Genomic DNA, 21,273 nt, shown 5'->3' with positions numbered 1-21,273 from the left:
CCCCTAAAGAACAGCCTGTTTTTTTAATGCGGCTTGAACGGCTATCCTGCCAAAAATAGCGGCTTTGCCGAGTGAACTTCCTGTCATATAACCCGCACCGTGAAATCCGCCCGCAATTTCGCCGGCAGCGTATAAGCCTTCAATCGGTTCATTGAACGCATTCAAGACGCGGGCGGATTTGTCGACACTGACGCCCGCATACGTCGCAAGCATCGCCACTGTTGTCCGCATTGCGTAAAACGGTGCGTTGTGGATCGGTGTTGGTGTTCCGAAATGATGCGTTAAGGTAGTGCGGCCGTATTTCTGGTCTCCGCCGTTTTGGATATCTCTATTATATTCCTTAACAGTGGTTTTCAGCTTTTCAGCAGGAACTTGAATGATTTCTGCAAGCTCCTCCAGCGTTTCCGCTTTTTCAATCAATCCGAGAGCCAATAGCTTTTCGAAATCGTAAAGAGCATCGCCTGGAACGCCTTGGTCCATAATAGGCTGATCCCAAATCTGATAAGTGATTCGTTCCGGCTGCAGCAAAGCCTCCGTACCAATCAGCTTATAAGAAATCGATTCATTAACGAAACGCTCTGCAAATTTATTGATGATGATGGCGCCTTTATAAAACGCCAATGCCTGCGATTTTCTGGGACCGTCTGCGGTTGGATGAAAGCCATATGTCCCTTTTAAATAAGGGAAATCACGCAGCCATGCACCTTGTTCGCTGGCCAGTTTGATGCCGTCTCCGACATTCCCTTTGCCGCCGATGCGAATGGCACCGGTTAATTGCGGCGCAAAATTCTCAAGCAATTCCTCGCTTTTCGAAAAGCCGCCTGAAGTGAGCAATACAGCGTTCTCAGCTGATGCTGTTTTTGTCTTGCCGGCATGTTCAAAAACCACTTGTGAAACACGCTCATTTTCATCTTTACGCAGACGCTTGACGACCGCTCCTGTTCTAAATTCCACAGTTCCGGATGCTGCTGCCGCCTCATACAAAGCGGTAATAGCCTGCTGCGGCGTAATGGTGTGGCCCCGCGGAACACTGTGGCCGCTTACTGCCTGGACTTTATGGAACTGGACCCCAGTGGAAACGAGCCATTCATAAGTTTCAAATTGGTGTTCGCCATAGGCTTCCACCAATTCAATTTCGTTCTTTCCTTCGCCGACAGCGAGCATATCTTCAACCAGAAATTCTGATTTATCGTCGATGCCTTCTTGTTTCTGGAGATCGGTTCCGGCGAACGCCATATAGCGTCCACTGAGCAATGAACTCCCCCCAAAATCTTTCTCTTTCTCAAGCACCAAAACAGAAGCTCCTTGTGCAGCTGCTTCCGCCGCTGCACATAAGCCAGCCATACCGGCACCGACAATGATCAAGTTATAAGTATCTTGCATAGGCTTTACACTACCTTTGAAGACAATTCGCTTAACACTTCTAAAGCCGCTTCGCATACTTGCATATCATGAGAGTAATGGCCGCCGCTGACACCGATGCCGCCAATCAATTCATCGTTGATTTTGATTGGATAACCGCCACCGAAAATCACTAGACGCTCTGTATGGACCAAGCCATGCAAAAGGGGTGGATCGTCTTTCAAACGGTCGTACCATTCATGAGTGGCACGGTTATACGTTGCTGCAGAGAACGCTTTGTTCTGTGCAATATCCAGGCTCAATACAGGTGCATTGTCCATTGCCGAAAAAGCTTTCAAGTTACCGACACGGTCCACGATGGCGATGCTGAACGGTATGCCCATTTCCTTGCCTTTTTCTGCTGCTGCTTCCAGTAATTTTGTGGCTAATGCCAGGCTAATGTTTTTCGACTCGATTGCTGTGATGAATTCGCTAATTTTAATCTACCCCTTTTAGTTTTATTGTTGTGAAACTGCGACCGGCTGGCCGTATCCGAACGCTTCAATCGAAGAAGCAGTGACGGCTTTCATTTTCGGTAAACAAAGATCAACGATGACGTGCGCGATATCAATCGGCTGCAGCCAGCTGGATTTGTTTACTCCGGCGCCAAGCACCGCCATCATTTGCGTATCGACCGGACCAGGACAAACGGCGTTTACCCGGACCCCATAAGGCTTCAACTCTTCGCCTAATGCTTTTGAAAATCCGATAATGGCATGTTTGGATGAAATATAGGCGCTGCGGTTCGGTCCGCCTTTTGTGCCCCAAATAGAAGAAATATTAATGATGACGCCTTCTCTTCTTTCGATCATTTCCGGAACGACCGCTTTGCTTAAATAAAACGGTGCATGGACATTGATGTCATGGACCCATTTCCATTCTTCGACGGACAGTTCCGTGATCGGCTTCATGCTCATAACTCCGGCATTGTTGATCAAAATGTCAATTTTCCCGAAGCGCTGTTTCACTTGTTCAATTGCCCGGTCTACTGCTTGTTCATCTCCGACATCGCAAGTAACTGCAATGGCTTCTAAGCCGTATTGCTCTTCGATTGCCTGGACGACTTCCTTGCATTCTTCTTCGCTTCTGGCACAAACTGCCACATTGGCTCCGTAAGAAGCCAGCAGCAGGCTTGTTTCACGGCCGATTCCCCGGCCGCCGCCTGTAACGAATGCCACTTTTCCTGTTAACATATGCTTCACCTCCTTATGTTACGAATAAGTTTTCACCGTTGAAGCGATATACTGAACCGCATGCTCTCCTGCACGTTTTCCGAACACGAGGCTGCGCAGCACGGATGTGCCGCCTGGATATTTGCCGTAATACAGACCGGTCATTTCTCCAGCTGCGTATAATCCCGGAATCGGTTCGTTGTCATTGGAAACGACGCGGCCATGGATATCCGTAGCGATTCCGCCATTGGTGAAAACATTGCAGCAGACGATTGGATAAGCGATAAAAGGACCTTGATCAATCGGAATCGCCCAGTTGGATTTTGGCGGTTCAATGCCGACTGCCTGCTTGCCGTCTTTTACATTCCATAAGAATTGTCCAGGCTGCACAGCTTTGTTAAATTCTTCGACCGTTTTTTTCAAGTTTTCCGGTTTGATGTTCAACTGCTCTGCCAAGCCCTCGATCGTATCAGAAACAATCGGCGGCTGTTCGGTTTGCAGCGCTTCCTCGTAATTCGGGATATCATACATTTTCTGATCCGTAATCATATAGGCGATATGGCCAGGCTGATCATAGAAGATTTTTCGCGCCACGGCTTCGTACTGCTCGTCGATTGTCGCTTCCCCTTCATCGGTGAAGCGTTCTCCGCGCTGGTTCACCAGAATGGCGTATGGGTAAGTCATGACGCCTGCTTCTTCGCGTTTACTGCGTGGGTCGACCGGTTCGGCGTGGAACGAATCCCACTGGCCGGTTCCTTTAGCTCCTAATTGCTGCGCCATACGGATCCCTTCGCCTTTATTGTAATAGCCACCTTCCGCAACCGGCGGAATCTTATGAGCATCCCGGCCGATATACTGGGCCATCATTTCCTGGCTGCCTTGGAAGCCGCCAGCTGCCAAAATAACGGAATTCACTTTTAGTGCCAGACTTTCTCCGCCTTTGACTCGGATTTTCAGGCTTTCAACAGCACCTTCTTCATCGAGTTTCAAGTCCCAGGCTGTCGCTTCATAAATAATTTCAACATTCAGCGCCCGTGCGCGCAGCGACAGCGTATCGATTAAAGCGCGTCCGCCGCCAACCGGCAATAGCCGAGGTTTTGAAGCAGTTAAGAACATTGTCGGCAAATAACCGAATTCGACGCCTTTCGATTCAACCCAGCGCAATGTAGGCCCAGCTTCATCATATAAAGTCTCAATGTACGCACGGTCAGAAAAATTATCCGAAAAAGCGAGCATATCTTCTTTGAAGTTTGCTGCTGGCTGATCGATGTTTTCCATTCGCATATAAGCGGCTGTCCAACGCGAATTGCCGCCGCGGTTGTCAAAATCGGCCCGTTCAATAATGGCGATTCTGATATTCTTGTTTTGTTCTTTCGCTTTTTCCGCCGCTGACAAAGCCGCTGCTGTACCTGCAGCTCCACAGCCAATAATGGCGATATCATAATCCACTTCTCTTGTCATCGTTTCGGCGCCTCCTCTGCTCTATCAAATTCAAGGTACTCTTTTTCCCATTGCTTGATTTGCTTAAGCTTAAACAGTTCTTGCCTTTCTTCCCATGTACAGATCAAATCGTGGATATTTTGCTGCGATCGCTCCTGCTTTAAGACACGCAAGCTTTCCTGTATCCCTTTAATGGCGGAGCGCAGCACCGTATTGGCGCAAAGCATGATTTGGAAGCCCATTTCCTCCGCTTCCTCCAGCGATACAAGCGGCGTACTGCCACCTTCCACCATATTGATGATATGCGGAATATCGGGTACGTTTGCGGTAATTTCCATCAATTGCGCGATGGTTGTCGGCGCTTCCACAAAAATCACATCAGCGCCAGCTTCTTTATAAGCATTTGCCCGATCCAGCGCTTCGCCCATACCGTACACAGCCAAAGCGTCCGTCCGTGCAATGATGGAGAGATTATCGTCTTTCCGTGTATCCACTGCCGCCTTAATTTTGTAGATCATCTCTTCTTTTGAAATGACTTGCTTCCCGCCAAAATGGCCGCATTTCTTCGGCGCCACTTGATCTTCAAACTGGATAGCGGAAGCGCCGGCCCGTTCGAGCTGTTTCACGGTGCGCATTAAATTGATGGCATTACCGAATCCGGTATCGCCATCAACGACAATCGGCACATTCGTGACGTCCGACATCCGGCTGACCACGTCCGCAATTTCTGTGACAGCCGTTAACCCTACATCCGCCCAGCCAAGCTGAGCATTCGAGATTCCAGCTCCTGTCGCATAAATGGCGGGAAATCCTGATTCTTCTATTAAACGCGCCGTCATGCCGTCATATGCTCCTGGCAAAATAAATGCATTTGGCTGCTGAAGCAGCGCTTTGAATTGTTTGTTCTTTGACATCCAACCATCCTTTGTCATTAAGTCATTAAACTGAAAGCAGTTTCTTCCACTTCTTTATGCCATTTGATTGTCATCATCCGATCGGAGATAAAACCAACTCGGTTGAAATTGATTTGCTGGTCAGCTGTCACTTGCAGAATGCCTACGATTTCCCGGTCATGGCATTTCACCGTGGCGACATATTCGCCGCGAGCCGGCAAAGTATATTGCGGCAATAATCCATTCTCCGGACACCATTCCACCGTGTAAGGTTCGCCAAGCAGGTTCTGGATAAATTCGATATCCCCTACTGCCAGGCTTTCACGGATTCGGGTTGAACTGATTTTGTCGCCGCAAAGATCGACTTTTGCAACTTCGGTAACGCCATAATTGCCATCGCCATGTGCATAAAGCGTGTTGACATTGCCGGCTCCTTTGAAACCATAAGTGTAGTCATAGCCGCAAACCACATGCTTTGCTCCAAGCCCTGCCAAATACTGTTCAGCGAATAATTGAGGAGAAAGAGAAGCGAAATCCAAACTGAATTCAACAATCAAGAAATAATCGACGCCCAGCTCTTTTAGCCTCTGCTGCTTTTTTTCCAATGGCATAAGATACTCGACTCTTTTTTGCCCTTTTGACAACACGCTCTTCGGATGCGGGAAAAAACTCATGACCGATAAAGGCAAGCCCAGTTCATCCGCTTTTCTTCGGGCTGTTTCAATCACTTTCCGATGTCCTTTATGAAGTCCGTCAAAAAATCCCAAAGCGATTACATGCGGCGGAAGCGTTTGCTGACAGTGCTGCAAATTGGCGTGATTGATCTCGATTGTTTTCATAGCGTTTCGCCTCTCTTCCTTATTTTGCTTCGATTGTGATATTGTTCAATTCCTTGTCCTGGACAGTATCGCCCCAATACGTATTGCCGAATGCCCGATCTTTCATTGTCCATTCCACCGGTTCCCAATCAGGTTCAAAAATCAAATAGCCGCCCGTGAATAATTCGACTCGGAAGCCGCTGCCGGGATCCATGACATATAAGTAAAGCGCCTGCGAAATACCATGCTTGCCTGGCCCGATAAAATCGATATTATGTTCGCGGAGAATATCGGCTGCCCTCAAGATATCCTGGGAATCATCCGACCAATACGATATGTGGTGGATGCGCGCCGGCGTCGGCAAAAATGGTTTTTGTGCGACTGCAATATCATGCACCAGCTGGGTAACACTCATCCAGCCGGCGATAACGTCGCCATTGTCATCCCGCAAATACTCCCGCATATTAAAGCCCAATTGTTTTAGGAAGTCATAGGTGATGCCTGCATCTGTGGAAGTGTGGATATTGACATGGTCAAGTCTTCTTGGTGACACACCTTTAGCCCACGATTTGTAAGTCTGGTTTTTCAAAATCGACTTCCGGCTTTCTTCGACTGCCGGGCGTTCAACATCATAATATAATTCAAAAGTGTGGCCGCTCGGCAATTTAAAACGAATGGCTTCGCCAATGCCTGGAGTCGTTCCAGCAGCCAGGTAGTCCACCGGTATCCCGTCTTGATCCAGTAATTCTCTAAACCCTTCCACGTCTTCCCGATTTTTCGTACGCCAGCCGATATATTTCACATGGCCGCTGTCGCCTTTTTCAATAGATAAAGTATGGTGCTGAAAATCACCCCATGCCCGCAAATAATGGACGCCATCGATGACCGTTGTTTCTTCGAGCCCGATCACTTCTTTAAAGAAATGCAAAGATTTTTCTAAATCTGGAGTAACCAATGCCACATAGCCTAATTTCGCAATTTCCGGATTGCCCATTTTATCCCCGCCTTTTGTATGCGTTTACAATTACTTTTAAAGAATTTGTAGAATATACTGAAATATTACACAAATAAAAAACTACATACTAGAGTAGAAATTATTCGATTCCGAAGAATTTTTCCGTTGGTTTTTGTTGGTTTTTGATTTTCGAACTTGTTACGATCTAAAAAATAGCGAATATTTTTTCCTTCCTAGCGTCTTAAGTATATTGAGTAAGTTTAGAATCTGTTTTAGTGTGAACTTTCTTAATCGATATTCCGCCAAGCAGCTTCGCCGCTTTGCTCCTGTCTCTGTCTCTGCATCGCTGCGCTAGCTTCGAGACATGAAAGAGCGTTACAGGGTCTCGGCTGTCTCGTCGCCGCGCTGCCCCCGCAGGCAAGACATTAGCTGAAGCCTGCGAGACTGAGTCTTTGCGAAGAGCTTGCGCAGGAGCAGTCTGTTTGGCTCCATATCTAAAGAGCACGCACAAACATTTGAGAGCTTTCCGAAACCGTCACACTTTTAGAGAGTCTCTGAAAGTGACAAAAGAGAGCTGAATGCAGCGGAAGGCGGCGAGGGCAAACATTGTGCTCCTGCATCGCTGCGCTAGCTTCGTCGCAAACGAATCATGCAAAACTACTTTTGCATGATTCGCTTCCTGCGGGAATAGGGCGAGTCCTGAGACCCCGGAGGGAGCGCCAGCGAGCGAGGAGGCTTAGGCCGCCCCCCGCGAAAAGCGTCCGCCTAAAGCGAAATGTAAGAAGAACAAAAAGCTTTATTCTTAACCTAAAAAAACGCTGGAAAGATTTCTCTTCCCAGCGTTTTGCTTACCTATAGGATTCCATTATTCACGAATGTTGCTTAAAGAGCTGGCTTTGCAGCAAAACTTTGAGCCACATCATAAATCAGATCTTCCTGCCCGCCGACCGCTTTCATACGGCCGAGTTCCACGAGGATATCGCGTTCATCGACGCCGAATTTCTTGGCAGCTGTTTGCGTATGCAGCAAGAAGCTCGAATAGACACCTGAATAACCCATGATCAAACTAGATCCGGTAATTTCCTGCGGACGCTGCATGAAAGGAGCCACTACATCATTTGCTACATCCATGATCGAATATAAGTCGATGCCCGTCTGATAGCCGAGGCGTTCAAGCACAGCGACCATTACTTCCGTCTGGGTGTTGCCGCTGCCTGCACCTAACGCGCGCAGGCTTCCATCGATATATGTAGCACCTGCTTGGACTGCTGCTACGGTATTCGCCATTGCCATCGACAGATTATTATGGCCATGGAAACCGATTTCACAGTCGACGGATTGCTTCAAAGCACTGATGCGCTCTGTCACTTCATGCGGCAGCATATAACCCGCCGAATCCGTGACATAAATAACTTCGGCGCCGTAGCTTTCAAACAGCTTGGCTTGTTCGACGATTTTCTCCACCGAGGCCATATGTGCCATCATGAGAAACCCGACCGTCTTCAAGTCCAGTTCGCGCCCGAGCGCAATATGCTGCGCAGCTACGTCCGCTTCTGTGACATGCGTCGCGACACGCACCATTTTTGCTCCGGCTTTTACCGCATCCTGCAAATCTTCTTTGATGCCGATTCCAGGAATAAGCAACACCGAAACTTTTGAGGTCTTGCAGACACTTGCTGCCGCTTCGATCAATTTCAGTTCATCCACTTTCGATAAGCCGTATTGCAGCGAAGAACCGCCCAGGCCATCTCCGTGCGACACTTCAAAATAATTCACGCCTGCCTGATCAAGGCCTTTTGCTGTATCAATCACTTGCTGTTCCGTAATAGCATGCCTCATCGCATGGCTTCCGTCGCGCAAAGTGACATCCAATATTTCAAATGAGCGCTGTGACATCCGATTTCCCTCCTACACTTCAGCGGCTGCAAGCTGTTTCGCAAATTCGTTTGCTACTTTGGCCGCGGCTGCTGTCATAATATCCAGATTTCCTGAGTAAGGCGGGAAGAAATCGCCTGCCCCTTCCACTTCCAAAAAGACCGATACTTTCCGGCCATCGAATTGCGGAGTTCCGCGCAAGCGGTAGCCCGGCACGTAGCTTTGCACGTCTTTCACCATGTCATGAATCGAAGCGATAATGTCTTCTTCTTTTCCATCTTCAGCGATTAAGGCGTGAACTGTATCCCGCATAATAATCGGCGGTTCAGCTGGATTCAAAATGATGATCGCTTTGCCTTTTTTGGCGCCGCCCACTTGTTCAATTGCTTTAGAAGTGGTGCGCGTGAACTCGTCAATATTGGCGCGGGTGCCCGGTCCAGCACTTTTGCTTGAAACGGTCGCCACAATTTCGGCATATTCCACATCCACTACGCGGTTGATGGCGTTGACGATTGGAATCGTCGCCTGGCCGCCGCAAGTCACCATATTCAAATTGGGCTCAGAAAAATGCTCATTTAAATTCACCGTCGGAACGGTAAACGGCCCGATTGCAGCCGGTGTCAAGTCGATGACTTTTTTGCCTGCCGCCACCAATAGCTCGCTATGGTGCTTATGTGCTTTAGCGGAAGTGGCGTCAAAGACGATATCAACCAAATCCAGGCGTTTCATCAAACCGTCAATGCCGTCTGCAACGACTGTATATCCACGGTCTGCTGCGCGTTTCAGTCCTTCCGATTCAGGGTCGATGCCGACCATAACACTCATTTCAAGCGCATCGCTGCGTTCGATTTTGTACATTAAATCAGTGCCGATATTACCGGAACCGATGATGCCCACCTTTAATTTTCTCACACTTTTTCACCTTCCCTTACAAACGAAATGGCGACTTCACCCAGTTCACTGAAATCGGCTTTAAACACATCATCCGCTTCAAACGGCACAGCTTTGGATAATGCACCGGCTAAGATGAAATAGCCAGCGCGCAGCGTAATGCCGTATTCCGCTACAGCATTGGCAAGCCAAGCCACCGCTTTTGCCGGATGGCCCATGACCGCTTCACCTTTAGCGGAATCAAATACTTCCCCGTTGCGGTAAACCGTCATTTCAACTGTAGCCAAATCCACAGCTGTTGGAGAAGTTCTCTTGGTTCCGAGAATCGCACCCGCTGATGATCCATTATCTGCTACGGTGTCTTCAAATTTGAACTGCCAGTTTTCAATGCGGCTGTCGATGATTTCAATTGCCGGCACGACGTAATCGGTGGCCGCCAAAACATCTTCTACTGTTACGCCAGGACCTTCAAGATCTTCTTTGAGAATAAAAGCGATTTCGAATTCCACTTTCGGCTGGATAAATTGATCCATATTGACGGCTTTTTCTTCACCGTAAACCATCGAATCAAGAACATGGCCATAATCAGGTGTTCTGACATTGAACATGTCCTGCATCACTTTGCTCGTCAAGCCGATTTTCAACCCTTTGATTTCAGCTCCTTGCTGCAGCTTTTCCTGGATCTGCAGCAACTGGATCTGGTAAGCATCCTCAACGGAAATTTCTTCTGCTGAGGATGTAAAAGGAGGAATCGGTGTTTTATCTTTTTCAGCTTGCGCCAAACGATTTGCTGCTTTTTGAATATCCATCCTTTTCCTCCTTTTTACAAAACGGGTGTTTTTTCTGCTAAAGCATGGTATTGGCCGCTGAAGAAAATCAACGGATTGCCTTCTTCCAACCGGATATCCAGCACTTCACCAATCAATAATGTATGGTCTCCTTCGATATGTTCAGCGACCACTTTGCAGCTGACTTGTGCTAAAGCTTTAGGAACGACCGGAAGTCCGGCAAGTTCAGCAAACTCGATTTTACTGTCGTCTTTCATTTGACCGGCAAACATTCTTGAATAATTTTCCTGATCTGCTGCCAGTATATTTACTGCGAACTTTTGCGACACTTTTACTTTTTCCAAAAAGCGCGCTTTGTGTCCAATTGAAACAACTACCAATTTCGGTGTTAATGAAACCGACATAAATGCATTGGCAGTCATTCCTGCTGGCTCGTTTTCAAATTCCGTTGTCAGTACCGTGACTCCTGTTGTGAATTTTCCCATTGCGTCTCTAAATAAACGATCATCCATGAAATTTCCTCCTCTATTTTCGGTTTTATATTTTATGCTTTGATGGTTGGATTATTTTCTGTTTTAGTATCCGTCTGGTCGCCCCAGTAAGTAAAGCCGATGTCCATTTCATCCAATGTCCAGACGATCGGTTCCCAGTCCGGTTCAAAAATTAAGTAACCGTTCGTGAAGATTTCAACTCGGACACCGCTGCCCGGGTCAATGGCATAAATATACATTGCTTGCGAAATTCCATGCTTTCCTGGTCCGACGAAAAAGATGCCGTTCTCTTTCAAAATATCCGCTGCCCGCAGCAGGTCCTGTGCATTGTCCAACCAATAGGAAATGTGGTGAACTTCATTTGTGGAAGCAGCATTTGGATCATGGCTGACTGCCACATCATGCACCAATGCCGTAACACTCAACCAGGCTGCAACCAAACTTCCGTCCGGTGCTTCTACGCATTCGCGCATCTGGAATCCTAATTTGTCCATCAGGAAATCCGCCAGTTCGTTTGCCGGCAAGGATGACAACAAGTTGACGTGATCGATCCGGCGAGGGGAAACACCGCGTGCCCATGATTTATGTGTCTGATTTTTCAGCACCGAACGGCTCTTCGGATCCGCCAATGTCTTTTCCATTTCATAATAGATTTCCAATGTATGTCCGCTTGGCATTTTGAAACGGAACGCTTTGCCTTGTCCAGCTTCTATACCTTCTTCGTTCCACGTGATTGGTGTGCCCGACTCTTCCAGAATTTTCGCAAAACCTTCTACGTCTTCCGGTTTTTTCGTACGCCATGCAATATGGTCCAGCTTTGCTTCGTCGCCTTGACGAATGGTCAAGGTATGGTGCTCAAAATCGCCCCATGCCCGGAGGTAATGCACCCCGTCTTTTTCTTCTGTTTCTTCAAGTCCTAAAACTTCTTTAAAGAACCACAGTGATTTTTCAAGGTCTGTAGATACTAAACCAAAATGTCCTAATTTCGCGATTTCTGGAATTGCCATTTGAATTTCCCCCTTATGATTGGTTAATAATTATAGTAGATAAATTTAATTCCGATTCTGTTTCATTAAACGAAATAAGTATTAGGCTCTTGTCCGCACATCACTCGTCCGTAAGTTTCGATCAAGCTGGATGGTGTGATGAAACCGTGCAGGTGCATCGACAGGAAATCGCGGTAGACCAGCTGGAACAAGTTGTTATTGTAAGAGAACACTGATCCAGCGGCTTCTGTCAGTATGTCGACCGCTTCTTTGCAGAGCTGATTAACGTAGCCGAAATCCGCTTTCATGCGAATGCCTTCTTCCATCGTTAGCTCCAGCCCTCTCACTGAGTAATCATCGAGCATATCGACTGCCCGGTATAAGTGAAGTTCAGCAGAGTCGATTTTCAACTGTGCTTGCGCCACTTGCAGGTGGGTGATCGGCGCTTCGCTCATTTTGTTATAGAAAGTATTGCCGATTCCCGCTTTTCCGACACGTTCCATGTGAAGGTCCAGCGCCGCCTGCGCCAAGCCTAAAGCCGGTGCGACGATTGACAAGGTCAATGATGGAACGAAAGGCGTTTGGTAAAGCGGGATATCTTTTAACGGTTCGATCATGTATTCGCCTTGTCTCGCCAAACGGTCAAGCGATACGCGGTGTTCCGGGAGGAAGACATTTTCCACTCGAACACTATTGCTGCCTGATCCTTTTAATCCCATTACGTTCCAGTCATTGAGAACCGTCACTTCATGTCTTGGAAGCACCATGATCGCCATTTCCATTCCGCCGTTTTCATCAGCTACCGGGAATCCAAAGTAAAACCAGTCTGCATGCGGGCTTCCTGATACGAATGGCCACTGCGCTTCTTTAATGAAGTAGCCGCCATCCGCTTTTTCAATTTCACATTTAATGGGTTTAAAGTTCCCGGCCAAAATGACATCTTCTCCAGGCCCGAAGATTTCATCCAGCGCCTGCTGCCCGAATGCATAAGAGATCATGTAATCGCGGATATTGCTCAATGACACAAACCAGCCGGCCGAACCGTTGCCCCGTGAAATTTCAGTTACCACTTCGGTGAATGTCCGCATATTCGTCTGATGCCCTCCGAAGATTTCCGGACGAAGTACTTTTAATAAGCCATTTTTTTGAAGATCATGTACCAATTCATCCGGTATTGCACTGTTGCGGTCAATGTCAAAACTCAAGTCTCTCAATTTCGGAATCAACGCTGTGCCGTTTTCAACCAGTTGCTTTTTAATATCTGTCGCCATTTGAGTCAATATAGCCACACCCCTTATCATTTTTTATCTATTTCTGTCATTTGACTGGCTGTTCGATAATATTGATTAAATCTTGTTCAGTACTTTATTGCGGTCAAAGAAGTCATGAGTCAATTTAACAAATTGCTCTTTCTGCTCGATTTGTGCCCAGTGCCCGCAGCGTTTGAAAACATGCAGTTCGGCGTTTTCCAGATAATCCATCACATACAGGCTGCTCGCTAATGGAACAAAACGGTCCTGGTGGCCGTGGATCAAAAGGAATTCATGCTTCATGCGTTTCAAGGCAGATGGCGGGACGAGCATATCTGATAATTGCGTGTTCTTGAAGTTTGCTTCATAAGATCTAAGAACTTCCGGACGGTTAAACATTTCCATGCGCTGTTCCACAATGGCATCTAATTTATCTTCCATGCCGGTCGTGTCATAAAGGAACCAGCTCAACAAGTTGCGCAGCGATTTCGCTGTCGGGTCTTTATGGAAATTCGCCAGTTTGCTGAGTTCCGGAGTCGGTTCAGTCAATCCGCCGCCTGCTCCCATCAATACGATGCGGTCAAAGCGGGCTGGCGTATCCATCGCAAGGAATAAGGAAATGACGCCGCCAAGTGAGTTTCCGACCAAATGCGCTGTTCCGACATTTAAGCTGTCCATCAAGTTCAACACTTGTTCGATTCGCAAGTTCATCCATTGAACACCATTCGACGGATATTCTGTCGGATGATCCGTCTCGCCAAACCCAACAAGATCCGGTGCCACTACATGATAGTCGTTGGCATAATGCGCCAGCACATCCTGCCAGTTCGAGCTGGCACTTGCACCCGGGCCGCTGCCGTGAAGGAAGAGGATCGTTTCGCTGTTGCCCACTCCACCTTCATGGATCAATGTTTCGTATGTTCCTGTTTTCACTTTGCGTGTCGTAATCGGCATTTATATCTGCTCCTTTTTCACTAAAATTTTAGTTTTAAGAATTTATCCTGGATTAATCACTAAATCAGCTGTTTTTAAATTAAAACGCGTTAACTGAAATTCTAATATTTTAGTATAGCTAAATTTCGTCGCAAATTTATTGTTATCTGCTGCCAAACCATTTTGAACTTCCGAGAAATAAAACGCTTACATTTCAAGTGAAGATGACCTGCTAATTGTTCTGGTCCTCCTTCCTGGTTTTCTCTTTCGGCTTTCTGTGGTTCTTGTTTCTGATTCTATGCTGAATATCATAAACTTTCAATCAATTTTGAAAACTCAATAAATAGTTACTTAATTCTTTTTCGTTTTCTGTATAAAACTTACTGAAAACTGACCCGTTTTCGGCTTTTAGACATTCACTTGCTTGTATTTTTCGGTAATAAATTGCGCAACTCGCATCAAATGCTTTCTCACTAAAAGTTCCGTCAGCTTTGTATCCCGGTCTTTCAATGCGTAGTAAATCATCCGGTGTTCTGCTTGGGATTGTTCACGGTTGCCGCCTTGGAACAATTCTTCCGAGATATTGACGTAGTTCAAATAATCCCAATTGATTTTATTCGACCGAAAAGCAAAATCGTTGTTTGCCGCTTTGCAGATGACCGTGTGGAATTGCACATTCAAGGCTTCATATTTATCGGCTGCCAAGCTGGGATTTTCCATTCTTTCAAGCACTTCTTTCAGCTCTTCCAGCTGAAATTCACTAACTGAACGAGCTGCCTGCTCGGCAAGAAACACATCAATGGCCACACATAATTGCAGCCGGTCAAAGATTTCCTTTTGATCAGGCCGCCGGACAAACACACCCACTTGCGGTGTAATCGTGATATACCCTTCCCGTTCCAATTGTGCCAACGCTTTATGGACCGGAGTCCGGCTCATGTTCATCTGCGCTGCCAGTTCATTAATGCTGATCGATTCCTGCATGGTGAATCTTCCTTGGACAATCATATTCTTGATGTTCTTATAAGCTTGTTCTTCTTTCATAAAAACCCCTCCGCTTTTCCAAGCTAAAATTTTAGTCTGGCTGAATTCCTTAAAAACATAATTTTCAGACATCGTATTCGAACTATAATGGAGAGCTGTTTCTTTTGTCAATATCTCATGTATCCGGACTCTTGCGGCTTCATCAAAAAATTGCAAAATGAAGAACGGTTCCTCTACGTGGCCGTTCTTTAATTTCATTGAGTTTAAATTATCCGTTAGATGATTCTTTCAATAAAACCATTGTCCAGAAGTTTCCTTAAGGTTAGTATGGAACTACTATTTGGAAAAGGAAGTGATGGATTTGCCACTAAGCATGGAATTGGTCCAAGCGATCCGCGTTCGCCAAAACAACGGGTTGCCTGAAGAAATCCTGGAGAAAGCAAGGTTGCATATTAAAGATACTGTCGCGATTTCACTTGCTGCCTATAAAAGAGCGCCCATCGCCAAGAAAGCGATTGCCGCTTTATCCATAGGCACATCAGGCTCCGCCAAAGTGATTGGCAGCTCTCTCCGCCTTCCGCCTGGCCACGCGGCTTTTTCCAATACCGCTTTGGCACATGCACTGGATTTTGATGACATCAACGATTTGTCCAGAATCCATCCGACTCCCGTGACTTTGGCTGCGGGATTAGCAGCGGCTGATATTGGAAAATCGCCAGCCGTCGATCTGGTGACAGCTGTGGCCCTTGGAAATGAAATCTTATGCCGGATGGGCAGAGCCGTTGAACCGAAAGGCATCGGTGCCGATGCAAACTGGTTCTTGAGCCAGCTTTTCGGTTATTTTGGTGCAGCCATCACCGCTGGACTCGTTCTCGGATTAAGCGATGAGGAGCTTGTACATGCTATCGGACTCGCTTATATGCAGGCAGCAGGAGGAAAAGAAGCCGGTGTCGGCACTGGTTCCCAGGCCAGGTCGATTTATCCGGCCTTTGCTTCGATGGGAGGCGTTCAAGCCGCCTTATTGGCCAGCCAAGGAGTGACGGCTCCAGCCAGCAGTTTAGACGGGCCGACAGGATTTTTCCCAATTTATTTCGGCCAGAATCTGGACGCCCATCAGCGGGAAATTTTGCTCGATATGGACAGCTGGACTTTTTCCGACACGTCCATCAAGCTTTTCCCCAGCTGCCGCTATTCCCATCCCTTCATCAAATCCGCTTTGATTCTCCGGGACAAAATGGACTTGAGTGAAATCAAAAAGATCATTATCGGTGTCAATGAAACTGCTGCTATGCTTTGCCGTCCTTTAGCCGACCGCTGCCGCCCACGGACATTGCAGGACGCCAAGTTCAGCATTCCATTCATGGTGGCCTTCACTTTTGTCCATGGCCGGGTGGATTTAAACAACCTGACTGAAAAAGCACTGGACGATCCGGAAGTTTTGCAGCTGGCGGCTTTAATCGAAGTGGAACCGACACAACAAGATGCCCCGGGTTTGCCGCCGGGCGACATCCGCGTATTTTCAGAAGCACAAGAGCATCAATATACGCATATCCTTGGCCCTGAAACTGCTATCGATGAAGTGAAGGATAAATTCATTCAATGCTGCAAGTATGCTGGTATCGCAGCACCGGATATTTTATGGGAGAAACTTTCCCGCCAAATGGATTATGGGTTAATAGATGCTTGTATTATATAAGTATGGTTGAATAGAGGGAATTTTCATCAGTTAATAAATTTAAGGACATAAAAAAGGAGTTGTCCCAAAAGTAATTTGGGACAACTCCTTTGCGACAAAGCTAGCGCAGCGGCGGTTTTTTCTGCACCGAAGCTAGCGCAGCGATGCAGGGGCAATGCAGGAGCAATAGTATTAATTTACGCTTTATTAGAAGCATGGGGCTGTTCAACAAATAGAGGCAGCGTTGTATTGCGTTCAAATAACGATACTTCTTTCTTTACATGCTGAGGCTCTGAATTTTTTCTGTTGATGGCATTGAGCAATATTGAGACGGCTTCTCGGCCAAGCTCTTCATTTGTGTCAGTAACTCCAACCGAAGTCAGCCCAATAGCCGGATGGACGCCAATTTCAGAATTGCCAAGTCCGATAATGCTGATATCTTCCGGGACTTTCCGGCCGGCAGTCTGATAGAACTCCATCAACCGGATGGCAATTTTATCTGTTGACGCCACAATAGCGGTCGGTTTTTTCTTAAGATTTTGCAGTTTTTCAAAAGCTTCATATAATGATGCTTTGTCTGTATCTGTAATCACCAGACGCTTTTTCCGGATTTTGTGCTTATTCGCTTGCAAAGCATGGATGGCTCCGAGCAAGCCGTCTTTGTTCGTTTGGCTAGTGAGCGGACCTCCCACCCAAGCGATTTCCTGATGACCCGTTTCGATTAAATGACTAACGGCTGAATAAGCCGCTTCCGCATTATTCATGCATACTGAATAACTACTGTTCGGGTGGTCAGCATTCAACAGCACAAAAGGAATGGATGATTGATTCATTTTCTCAACAAGCCGGTCCTCGATCACCATAGCTGAAATGATCACCCCTGCTGTTCCTTCAGAAACCAATTCATCAAATAAAGCTTCCTTATTGACTGATCCATCCAAATGAATATTCACGAATAATCCTTGTTTTGCAGCGCCATCCACTATCGAGGGCATTGCTCCATTGAATAGAACTGAATCATTTGCAGCTGCTAAAACTCTAATGGTGTTGACAGCTTTTGGCTTATGCATTTTTTCTTTCGGCTCTGCTGAATAACCATATTCAGCAATAGCTGCCATTACTTTATCGTATGTTTCCTTTTTAACTTGATCCGGTTTATTCAATACTCTTGAAACCGTGGTTTGAGAAACCCCTGCGTATTTTGCGATTGCTATAGTCGATACCATTAACTCTTCCTTTCTGAATATCATTTCCCTTTTTGATTTACTTATCTCTTTAACCATAACATGAATAAATGAATAATTAACCATTTATTTAATTTTTAAATGAACTATTATCCAGTAAATAATGAATAACAAGAATCAAATGCATTTGCCAAGCTTATTAAGTATATGTTACTGCAAAAGAACAGTTTCATTTATCTTTGATCTTCCTTATGTTTTTGACTAACTCAGCTGCGCGGTCTCCAGCTGTAAACATGATTGGGCCAGCCACATACCAAGTGAATGCGGAAAGATAAAGCATGTAACCAACTAAAGCGACTGATGCTATCACAATAAAGGCATCTGAAACCATTGAAATATACAACTGCATCTTTAGTTTCACGGCTGGTCCACTCCTTAGACTGTTTCCCGAGAGAGTGCCCCGGCAATACGTTTAAAGCAAATATACTTGTGGCCAGATTTGAATAACCTATTATTTACGAAGCCCTGTTTTCTCCTTATTCCTTTTCCAGTAGTAGTTAATCTTGTTTGTAGTCACATTAATAACAAATAAAAAAACAGCGGGTCTGGAACCCGCTGTTTCTGTAACTAAAATCCTTATTAATAGCGTGCTGTCAGCATTTTCTTGCGAGTGTAGAATTCCGTTGGTACTTGAATTAGACGCTTTGTCCATTTTTCCTTCAATCTTTTTAAATAACCTAATAAAAAAAGAGCCGAATTCAGAGGAATCTTCCTTGAATCCGGCTCTTTCTATTTTCTAGATGATAATATATTCTTCTTTTTTTAGTTGATTTTTTATTGCGGCTTGAGCGGCTGCCAGGCGCGCCAATGGAACGCGATACGGTGAGCAGCTGACATAGTCCAGTCCTTGGAGGCAGCAAAACTCAATTGAACTCGTTTCTCCGCCATGTTCTCCGCAAATCCCTGTTTTCAAGGCCGGCTTGGTTTGTTTGCCAAGTTTAATGCCTGTTTTGATCAGTTCTCCAACACCGGCTTGGTCAAGTACGGCAAATGGATTGTCCGTCAAAATCTTGTTTTCCACGTAATCTTTCAAAAACTTACCTTCTGCATCGTCTCGGCTATAACCGAATGTAGTTTGCGTTAAATCGTTGGTGCCGAATGAGAAAAAGTCAGCTTCCGTCGCGATTTCGTCTGCGGTAAGCGCCGCACGCGGCACTTCGATCATGGTCCCGACAGTATAATCGATTTGTACGCCTGTCTTCGCTTGGACGGCAGCTGCCGTGTCAATGACCAGCTGGCGCATAATTTTCAATTCGTTCACATGGCCCACCAGCGGAATCATGATTTCCGGTATGACGGTGATGCCTTTGCTTTCCAATAATGCGGCTGTATTGAAGATGGCTTCTGCCTGCATCTGATAAATCTCAGGGAAACTAATGCCCAACCGGACTCCCCGGTGGCCAAGCATCGGATTGGATTCATCCAATTGGCGGACGCGTTTTAAAAGCTTTTCTTTTTCAGCGAGTTCTTTAGATCCCGGGTTGGTTATTTGCAGTTTGGCCACTTCCACAGCCAAATGTTCTTTGTCCGGCAAGAATTCATGAAGCGGAGGGTCCAGAAGGCGAATCGTTACGGGAAGCCCTTGCATCGCTTCAAAAATCCCTTCATAATCGCTTTCTTGCATCGGCAATAATTTAGCTAAAGCCAGTTTTCGCTGCTCTTCCGTTTCCGCTAAAATCATTTGCTGAACGATCGGAACGCGGTCAGCTTCCATAAACATATGTTCAGTCCGGCATAAACCGATGCCTTCCGCTCCAAATTCCAATGCTTTTTTGGCATCTTTTGGATTGTCTGCATTAGCCCGCACGTCAAGCGTCCGTTCTTCGTCTGCCCATGACAGCAACAGTTCGAATTCTTTTGAAAGTTCTGGGTCGATCATCGGGATTTCCCCTACGATAATTTCTCCTGTTCCGCCGTCTATCGTGATCGTATCCAATCGTTTTACGACGGTTTCCCCCACTTGGAACTGCTGCAGCTGCATATCGATTTTCAGCGCTTCACAGCCGCAAATGCAGGATTTCCCCATGCCTCTCGCGACAACCGCCGCATGGCTTGTCATGCCGCCCCGGCTGGTGACGACGCCTTGTGCTGCATGAATGCCATGGATGTCATCAGGTGTGGTTTCGGTGCGCACTAAAATCACTTTTTCGCCTTCATTGTTCAATTGTTCAGCTTCATCCGGGTCAAAAACGACGCGTCCTGTCGCTGCTCCCGGAGATGCCGGCAAGCCTTTTGCCAAGATGATTTTCTCGAATTTATCGTCAATGCGGCGGTGAAGCAGCTGGTTCAGCTGTTCCGGTTCTACGCGAAGGATCGCTTCTTTTTTGGAAATCACGCCTTCTTCCACCATTTCGACCGCAATTCGAAGTGCTGCCTGGGCAGTCCGTTTGCCATTCCGGGTTTGCAGGATAAACAGTTCTCCATGTTCCACTGTAAATTCAATATCCTGCATATCCTGGTAATGCTCTTCTAGGCGGCGGCACACTTCGATGAACTGTTCGAATACTTGTGGCATATCCTGCTGCAGCGTCTGGATTGGATTCGGCGTGCGAATGCCCGCCACCACGTCCTCGCCTTGTGCATTGATGAGGTACTCCCCGTACAGCAACGATTCGCCTGTTGATGGATTTCGCGTAAATGCCACTCCTGTCCCGGAGTCTTCCCCCATATTGCCAAACACCATGCTCTGGATATTGACAGCCGTCCCGTAATGGCTCGGAATCTTATTCAACTGGCGGTATACAATCGCCCGCTGGTTATTCCAGGAATCAAATACAGCGTTGATCGACAGGAACAGCTGCTGCATCGGATCTTGTGGAAAATCTTCTTTCGTATGTTTTTTTACGATCTGTTTATAGGTGGAAATGACTTCTTTCCAATCTTCAGCAGACAGTTCGGGATCGCTGTGGTACCCTTTTGCTTCTCTGATTTTTTCCAGCTGCTGTTCAAAGTAAAAGACATCGATTTCCAGCACCACATTCGAGAACATTTGAATGAACCGGCGGTAGGAATCATAAGAAAAACGCGGATTGCTGGTTAAGCGGGCTACCGCTTCTACGGTTTGATCATTCATTCCGAGATTCAAGACGGTGTCCATCATGCCCGGCATTGAAAAGACAGATCCGGAACGGACCGATACTAGCAAAGGATTGTCGGTGCTGCCCAATTTCTTGCCGGTCTGCGCTTCCAAACGGGCCAGCGATGCCAAAATTTCCGCTTTCACTTCTTCTTGGATGCGCTTGCCTGAATCGTAATAATCGTTGCAGGCTTTGGAGGAAATCGTGAAGCCGTAAGGAACCGGCAAACCGATATTTGTCATTTCCGCTAAGTTAGCCCCTTTTCCTCCCAGAATTTCCTTCATGCCGCTATTTCCTTCGTCGAACATATACACTTTTTTATCCATTCTCACTGCCTCCTATAAATTGATTACGCTAATAGATTGATGGATTTTACGATTTCACATTTTCGTCTTTACTA

Annotated in this window: 19 protein-coding genes; 1 reads left to right on the top strand and 18 read right to left on the bottom strand. The window is 46.5% G+C overall.

Going from position 1 to position 21,273, the window contains the following annotated elements:
- Positions 1 to 3: 3 nt before the first annotated feature.
- From ACSFXN_RS06215 to ACSFXN_RS06145, 15 genes are all read right to left on the bottom strand, one after another.
- Positions 4 to 1,383, bottom strand: a complete 1,380-nt coding sequence (locus ACSFXN_RS06215) for an FAD-dependent oxidoreductase (protein WP_300989189.1) — start codon at positions 1,381 to 1,383, stop codon at positions 4 to 6.
- Positions 1,384 to 1,388: 5 nt separating this feature from the next.
- On the bottom strand, positions 1,389 to 1,838 hold the full coding sequence (locus ACSFXN_RS06210; RefSeq protein ID WP_437149898.1) for a GlcG/HbpS family heme-binding protein: 450 nt from the start codon (positions 1,836 to 1,838) through the stop codon (positions 1,389 to 1,391).
- Between the two features lie 21 nt (positions 1,839 to 1,859).
- Positions 1,860 to 2,594: an SDR family NAD(P)-dependent oxidoreductase gene (locus tag ACSFXN_RS06205; RefSeq protein WP_300989190.1), complete on the bottom strand. Its 735-nt coding sequence runs from the start codon at positions 2,592 to 2,594 to the stop codon at positions 1,860 to 1,862.
- Between the two features lie 18 nt (positions 2,595 to 2,612).
- The gene (locus ACSFXN_RS06200) at positions 2,613 to 4,034 is read right to left on the bottom strand and encodes an FAD-binding protein (RefSeq protein ID WP_301857366.1); all 1,422 of its coding nucleotides are present in this window, start codon (positions 4,032 to 4,034) and stop codon (positions 2,613 to 2,615) included.
- Complete coding sequence (locus tag ACSFXN_RS06195; protein WP_300989192.1) at positions 4,031 to 4,927, bottom strand: isocitrate lyase/PEP mutase family protein; 897 nt, start codon at positions 4,925 to 4,927, stop codon at positions 4,031 to 4,033. Before ACSFXN_RS06195 ends, ACSFXN_RS06200 begins: the two co-directional genes overlap by 4 nt.
- Before the next feature lie 17 nt (positions 4,928 to 4,944).
- Entirely contained in the window at positions 4,945 to 5,745 is an 801-nt protein-coding gene (locus tag ACSFXN_RS06190) for an adenylyltransferase/cytidyltransferase family protein (protein ID WP_437149323.1), read from the bottom strand.
- A 19-nt stretch (positions 5,746 to 5,764) separates the two neighbouring features.
- Positions 5,765 to 6,718 (bottom strand): VOC family protein, encoded by a 954-nt coding sequence (locus ACSFXN_RS06185; RefSeq protein WP_437149322.1) that lies wholly within the window; start codon positions 6,716 to 6,718, stop codon positions 5,765 to 5,767.
- 843 nt (positions 6,719 to 7,561) lie between these two features.
- Positions 7,562 to 8,575: a 4-hydroxy-2-oxovalerate aldolase gene (gene dmpG / locus ACSFXN_RS06180; RefSeq protein ID WP_437149321.1), complete on the bottom strand. Its 1,014-nt coding sequence runs from the start codon at positions 8,573 to 8,575 to the stop codon at positions 7,562 to 7,564.
- Between the two features lie 12 nt (positions 8,576 to 8,587).
- Positions 8,588 to 9,466, bottom strand: coding sequence for an acetaldehyde dehydrogenase (acetylating) (locus tag ACSFXN_RS06175; RefSeq protein WP_300989196.1), 879 nt, complete (start codon positions 9,464 to 9,466; stop codon positions 8,588 to 8,590).
- Positions 9,463 to 10,254: a 2-keto-4-pentenoate hydratase gene (locus tag ACSFXN_RS06170; RefSeq protein ID WP_301857373.1), complete on the bottom strand. Its 792-nt coding sequence runs from the start codon at positions 10,252 to 10,254 to the stop codon at positions 9,463 to 9,465. The genes ACSFXN_RS06175 and ACSFXN_RS06170 overlap by 4 nt, the downstream gene beginning before the upstream one ends.
- 14 nt (positions 10,255 to 10,268) lie before the next feature.
- Positions 10,269 to 10,745 (bottom strand): flavin reductase family protein, encoded by a 477-nt coding sequence (locus tag ACSFXN_RS06165; RefSeq protein WP_300989198.1) that lies wholly within the window; start codon positions 10,743 to 10,745, stop codon positions 10,269 to 10,271.
- A gap of 32 nt (positions 10,746 to 10,777) precedes the next feature.
- A complete protein-coding gene (locus tag ACSFXN_RS06160) occupies positions 10,778 to 11,731 on the bottom strand; it encodes a VOC family protein (RefSeq protein WP_300989199.1) in 954 nt (317 codons plus the stop codon).
- A 65-nt stretch (positions 11,732 to 11,796) separates the two neighbouring features.
- Entirely contained in the window at positions 11,797 to 12,981 is a 1,185-nt protein-coding gene (locus ACSFXN_RS06155; RefSeq protein ID WP_300993399.1) for an acyl-CoA dehydrogenase family protein, read from the bottom strand.
- Positions 12,982 to 13,056: 75 nt separating this feature from the next.
- Complete coding sequence (locus ACSFXN_RS06150) at positions 13,057 to 13,914, bottom strand: alpha/beta fold hydrolase (RefSeq protein WP_437149320.1); 858 nt, start codon at positions 13,912 to 13,914, stop codon at positions 13,057 to 13,059.
- Positions 13,915 to 14,301: 387 nt separating this feature from the next.
- The gene (locus tag ACSFXN_RS06145; protein WP_301857375.1) at positions 14,302 to 14,937 is read right to left on the bottom strand and encodes a GntR family transcriptional regulator; all 636 of its coding nucleotides are present in this window, start codon (positions 14,935 to 14,937) and stop codon (positions 14,302 to 14,304) included.
- A 295-nt stretch (positions 14,938 to 15,232) separates the two neighbouring features.
- Between ACSFXN_RS06145 and ACSFXN_RS06140 the strand changes: the two genes are divergently transcribed.
- Positions 15,233 to 16,573 (top strand): MmgE/PrpD family protein, encoded by a 1,341-nt coding sequence (locus ACSFXN_RS06140; RefSeq protein ID WP_437149319.1) that lies wholly within the window; start codon positions 15,233 to 15,235, stop codon positions 16,571 to 16,573.
- 176 nt (positions 16,574 to 16,749) lie between these two features.
- Here ACSFXN_RS06140 and ACSFXN_RS06135 read toward each other — a convergent pair whose 3' ends face one another.
- From ACSFXN_RS06135 to ppdK, 3 genes are all read right to left on the bottom strand, one after another.
- The gene (locus ACSFXN_RS06135; RefSeq protein ID WP_437149318.1) at positions 16,750 to 17,778 is read right to left on the bottom strand and encodes a LacI family DNA-binding transcriptional regulator; all 1,029 of its coding nucleotides are present in this window, start codon (positions 17,776 to 17,778) and stop codon (positions 16,750 to 16,752) included.
- A gap of 187 nt (positions 17,779 to 17,965) precedes the next feature.
- The gene (locus ACSFXN_RS06130) at positions 17,966 to 18,157 is read right to left on the bottom strand and encodes a hypothetical protein (RefSeq protein WP_437149317.1); all 192 of its coding nucleotides are present in this window, start codon (positions 18,155 to 18,157) and stop codon (positions 17,966 to 17,968) included.
- A gap of 375 nt (positions 18,158 to 18,532) precedes the next feature.
- Positions 18,533 to 21,199 carry a pyruvate, phosphate dikinase gene (ppdK, locus tag ACSFXN_RS06125; protein ID WP_437149316.1) on the bottom strand — a complete coding sequence of 889 codons (2,667 nt, stop codon included), beginning with the start codon at positions 21,197 to 21,199 and terminating at the stop codon, positions 18,533 to 18,535.
- Positions 21,200 to 21,273: the final 74 nt, after the last annotated feature.

This window comes from Planococcus sp. 1R117A (assembly GCF_051417975.1).
Taxonomy (GTDB): domain Bacteria; phylum Bacillota; class Bacilli; order Bacillales_A; family Planococcaceae; genus Planococcus; species Planococcus shenhongbingii.
This window is presented reverse-complemented; position numbering and strand designations above follow the sequence as displayed.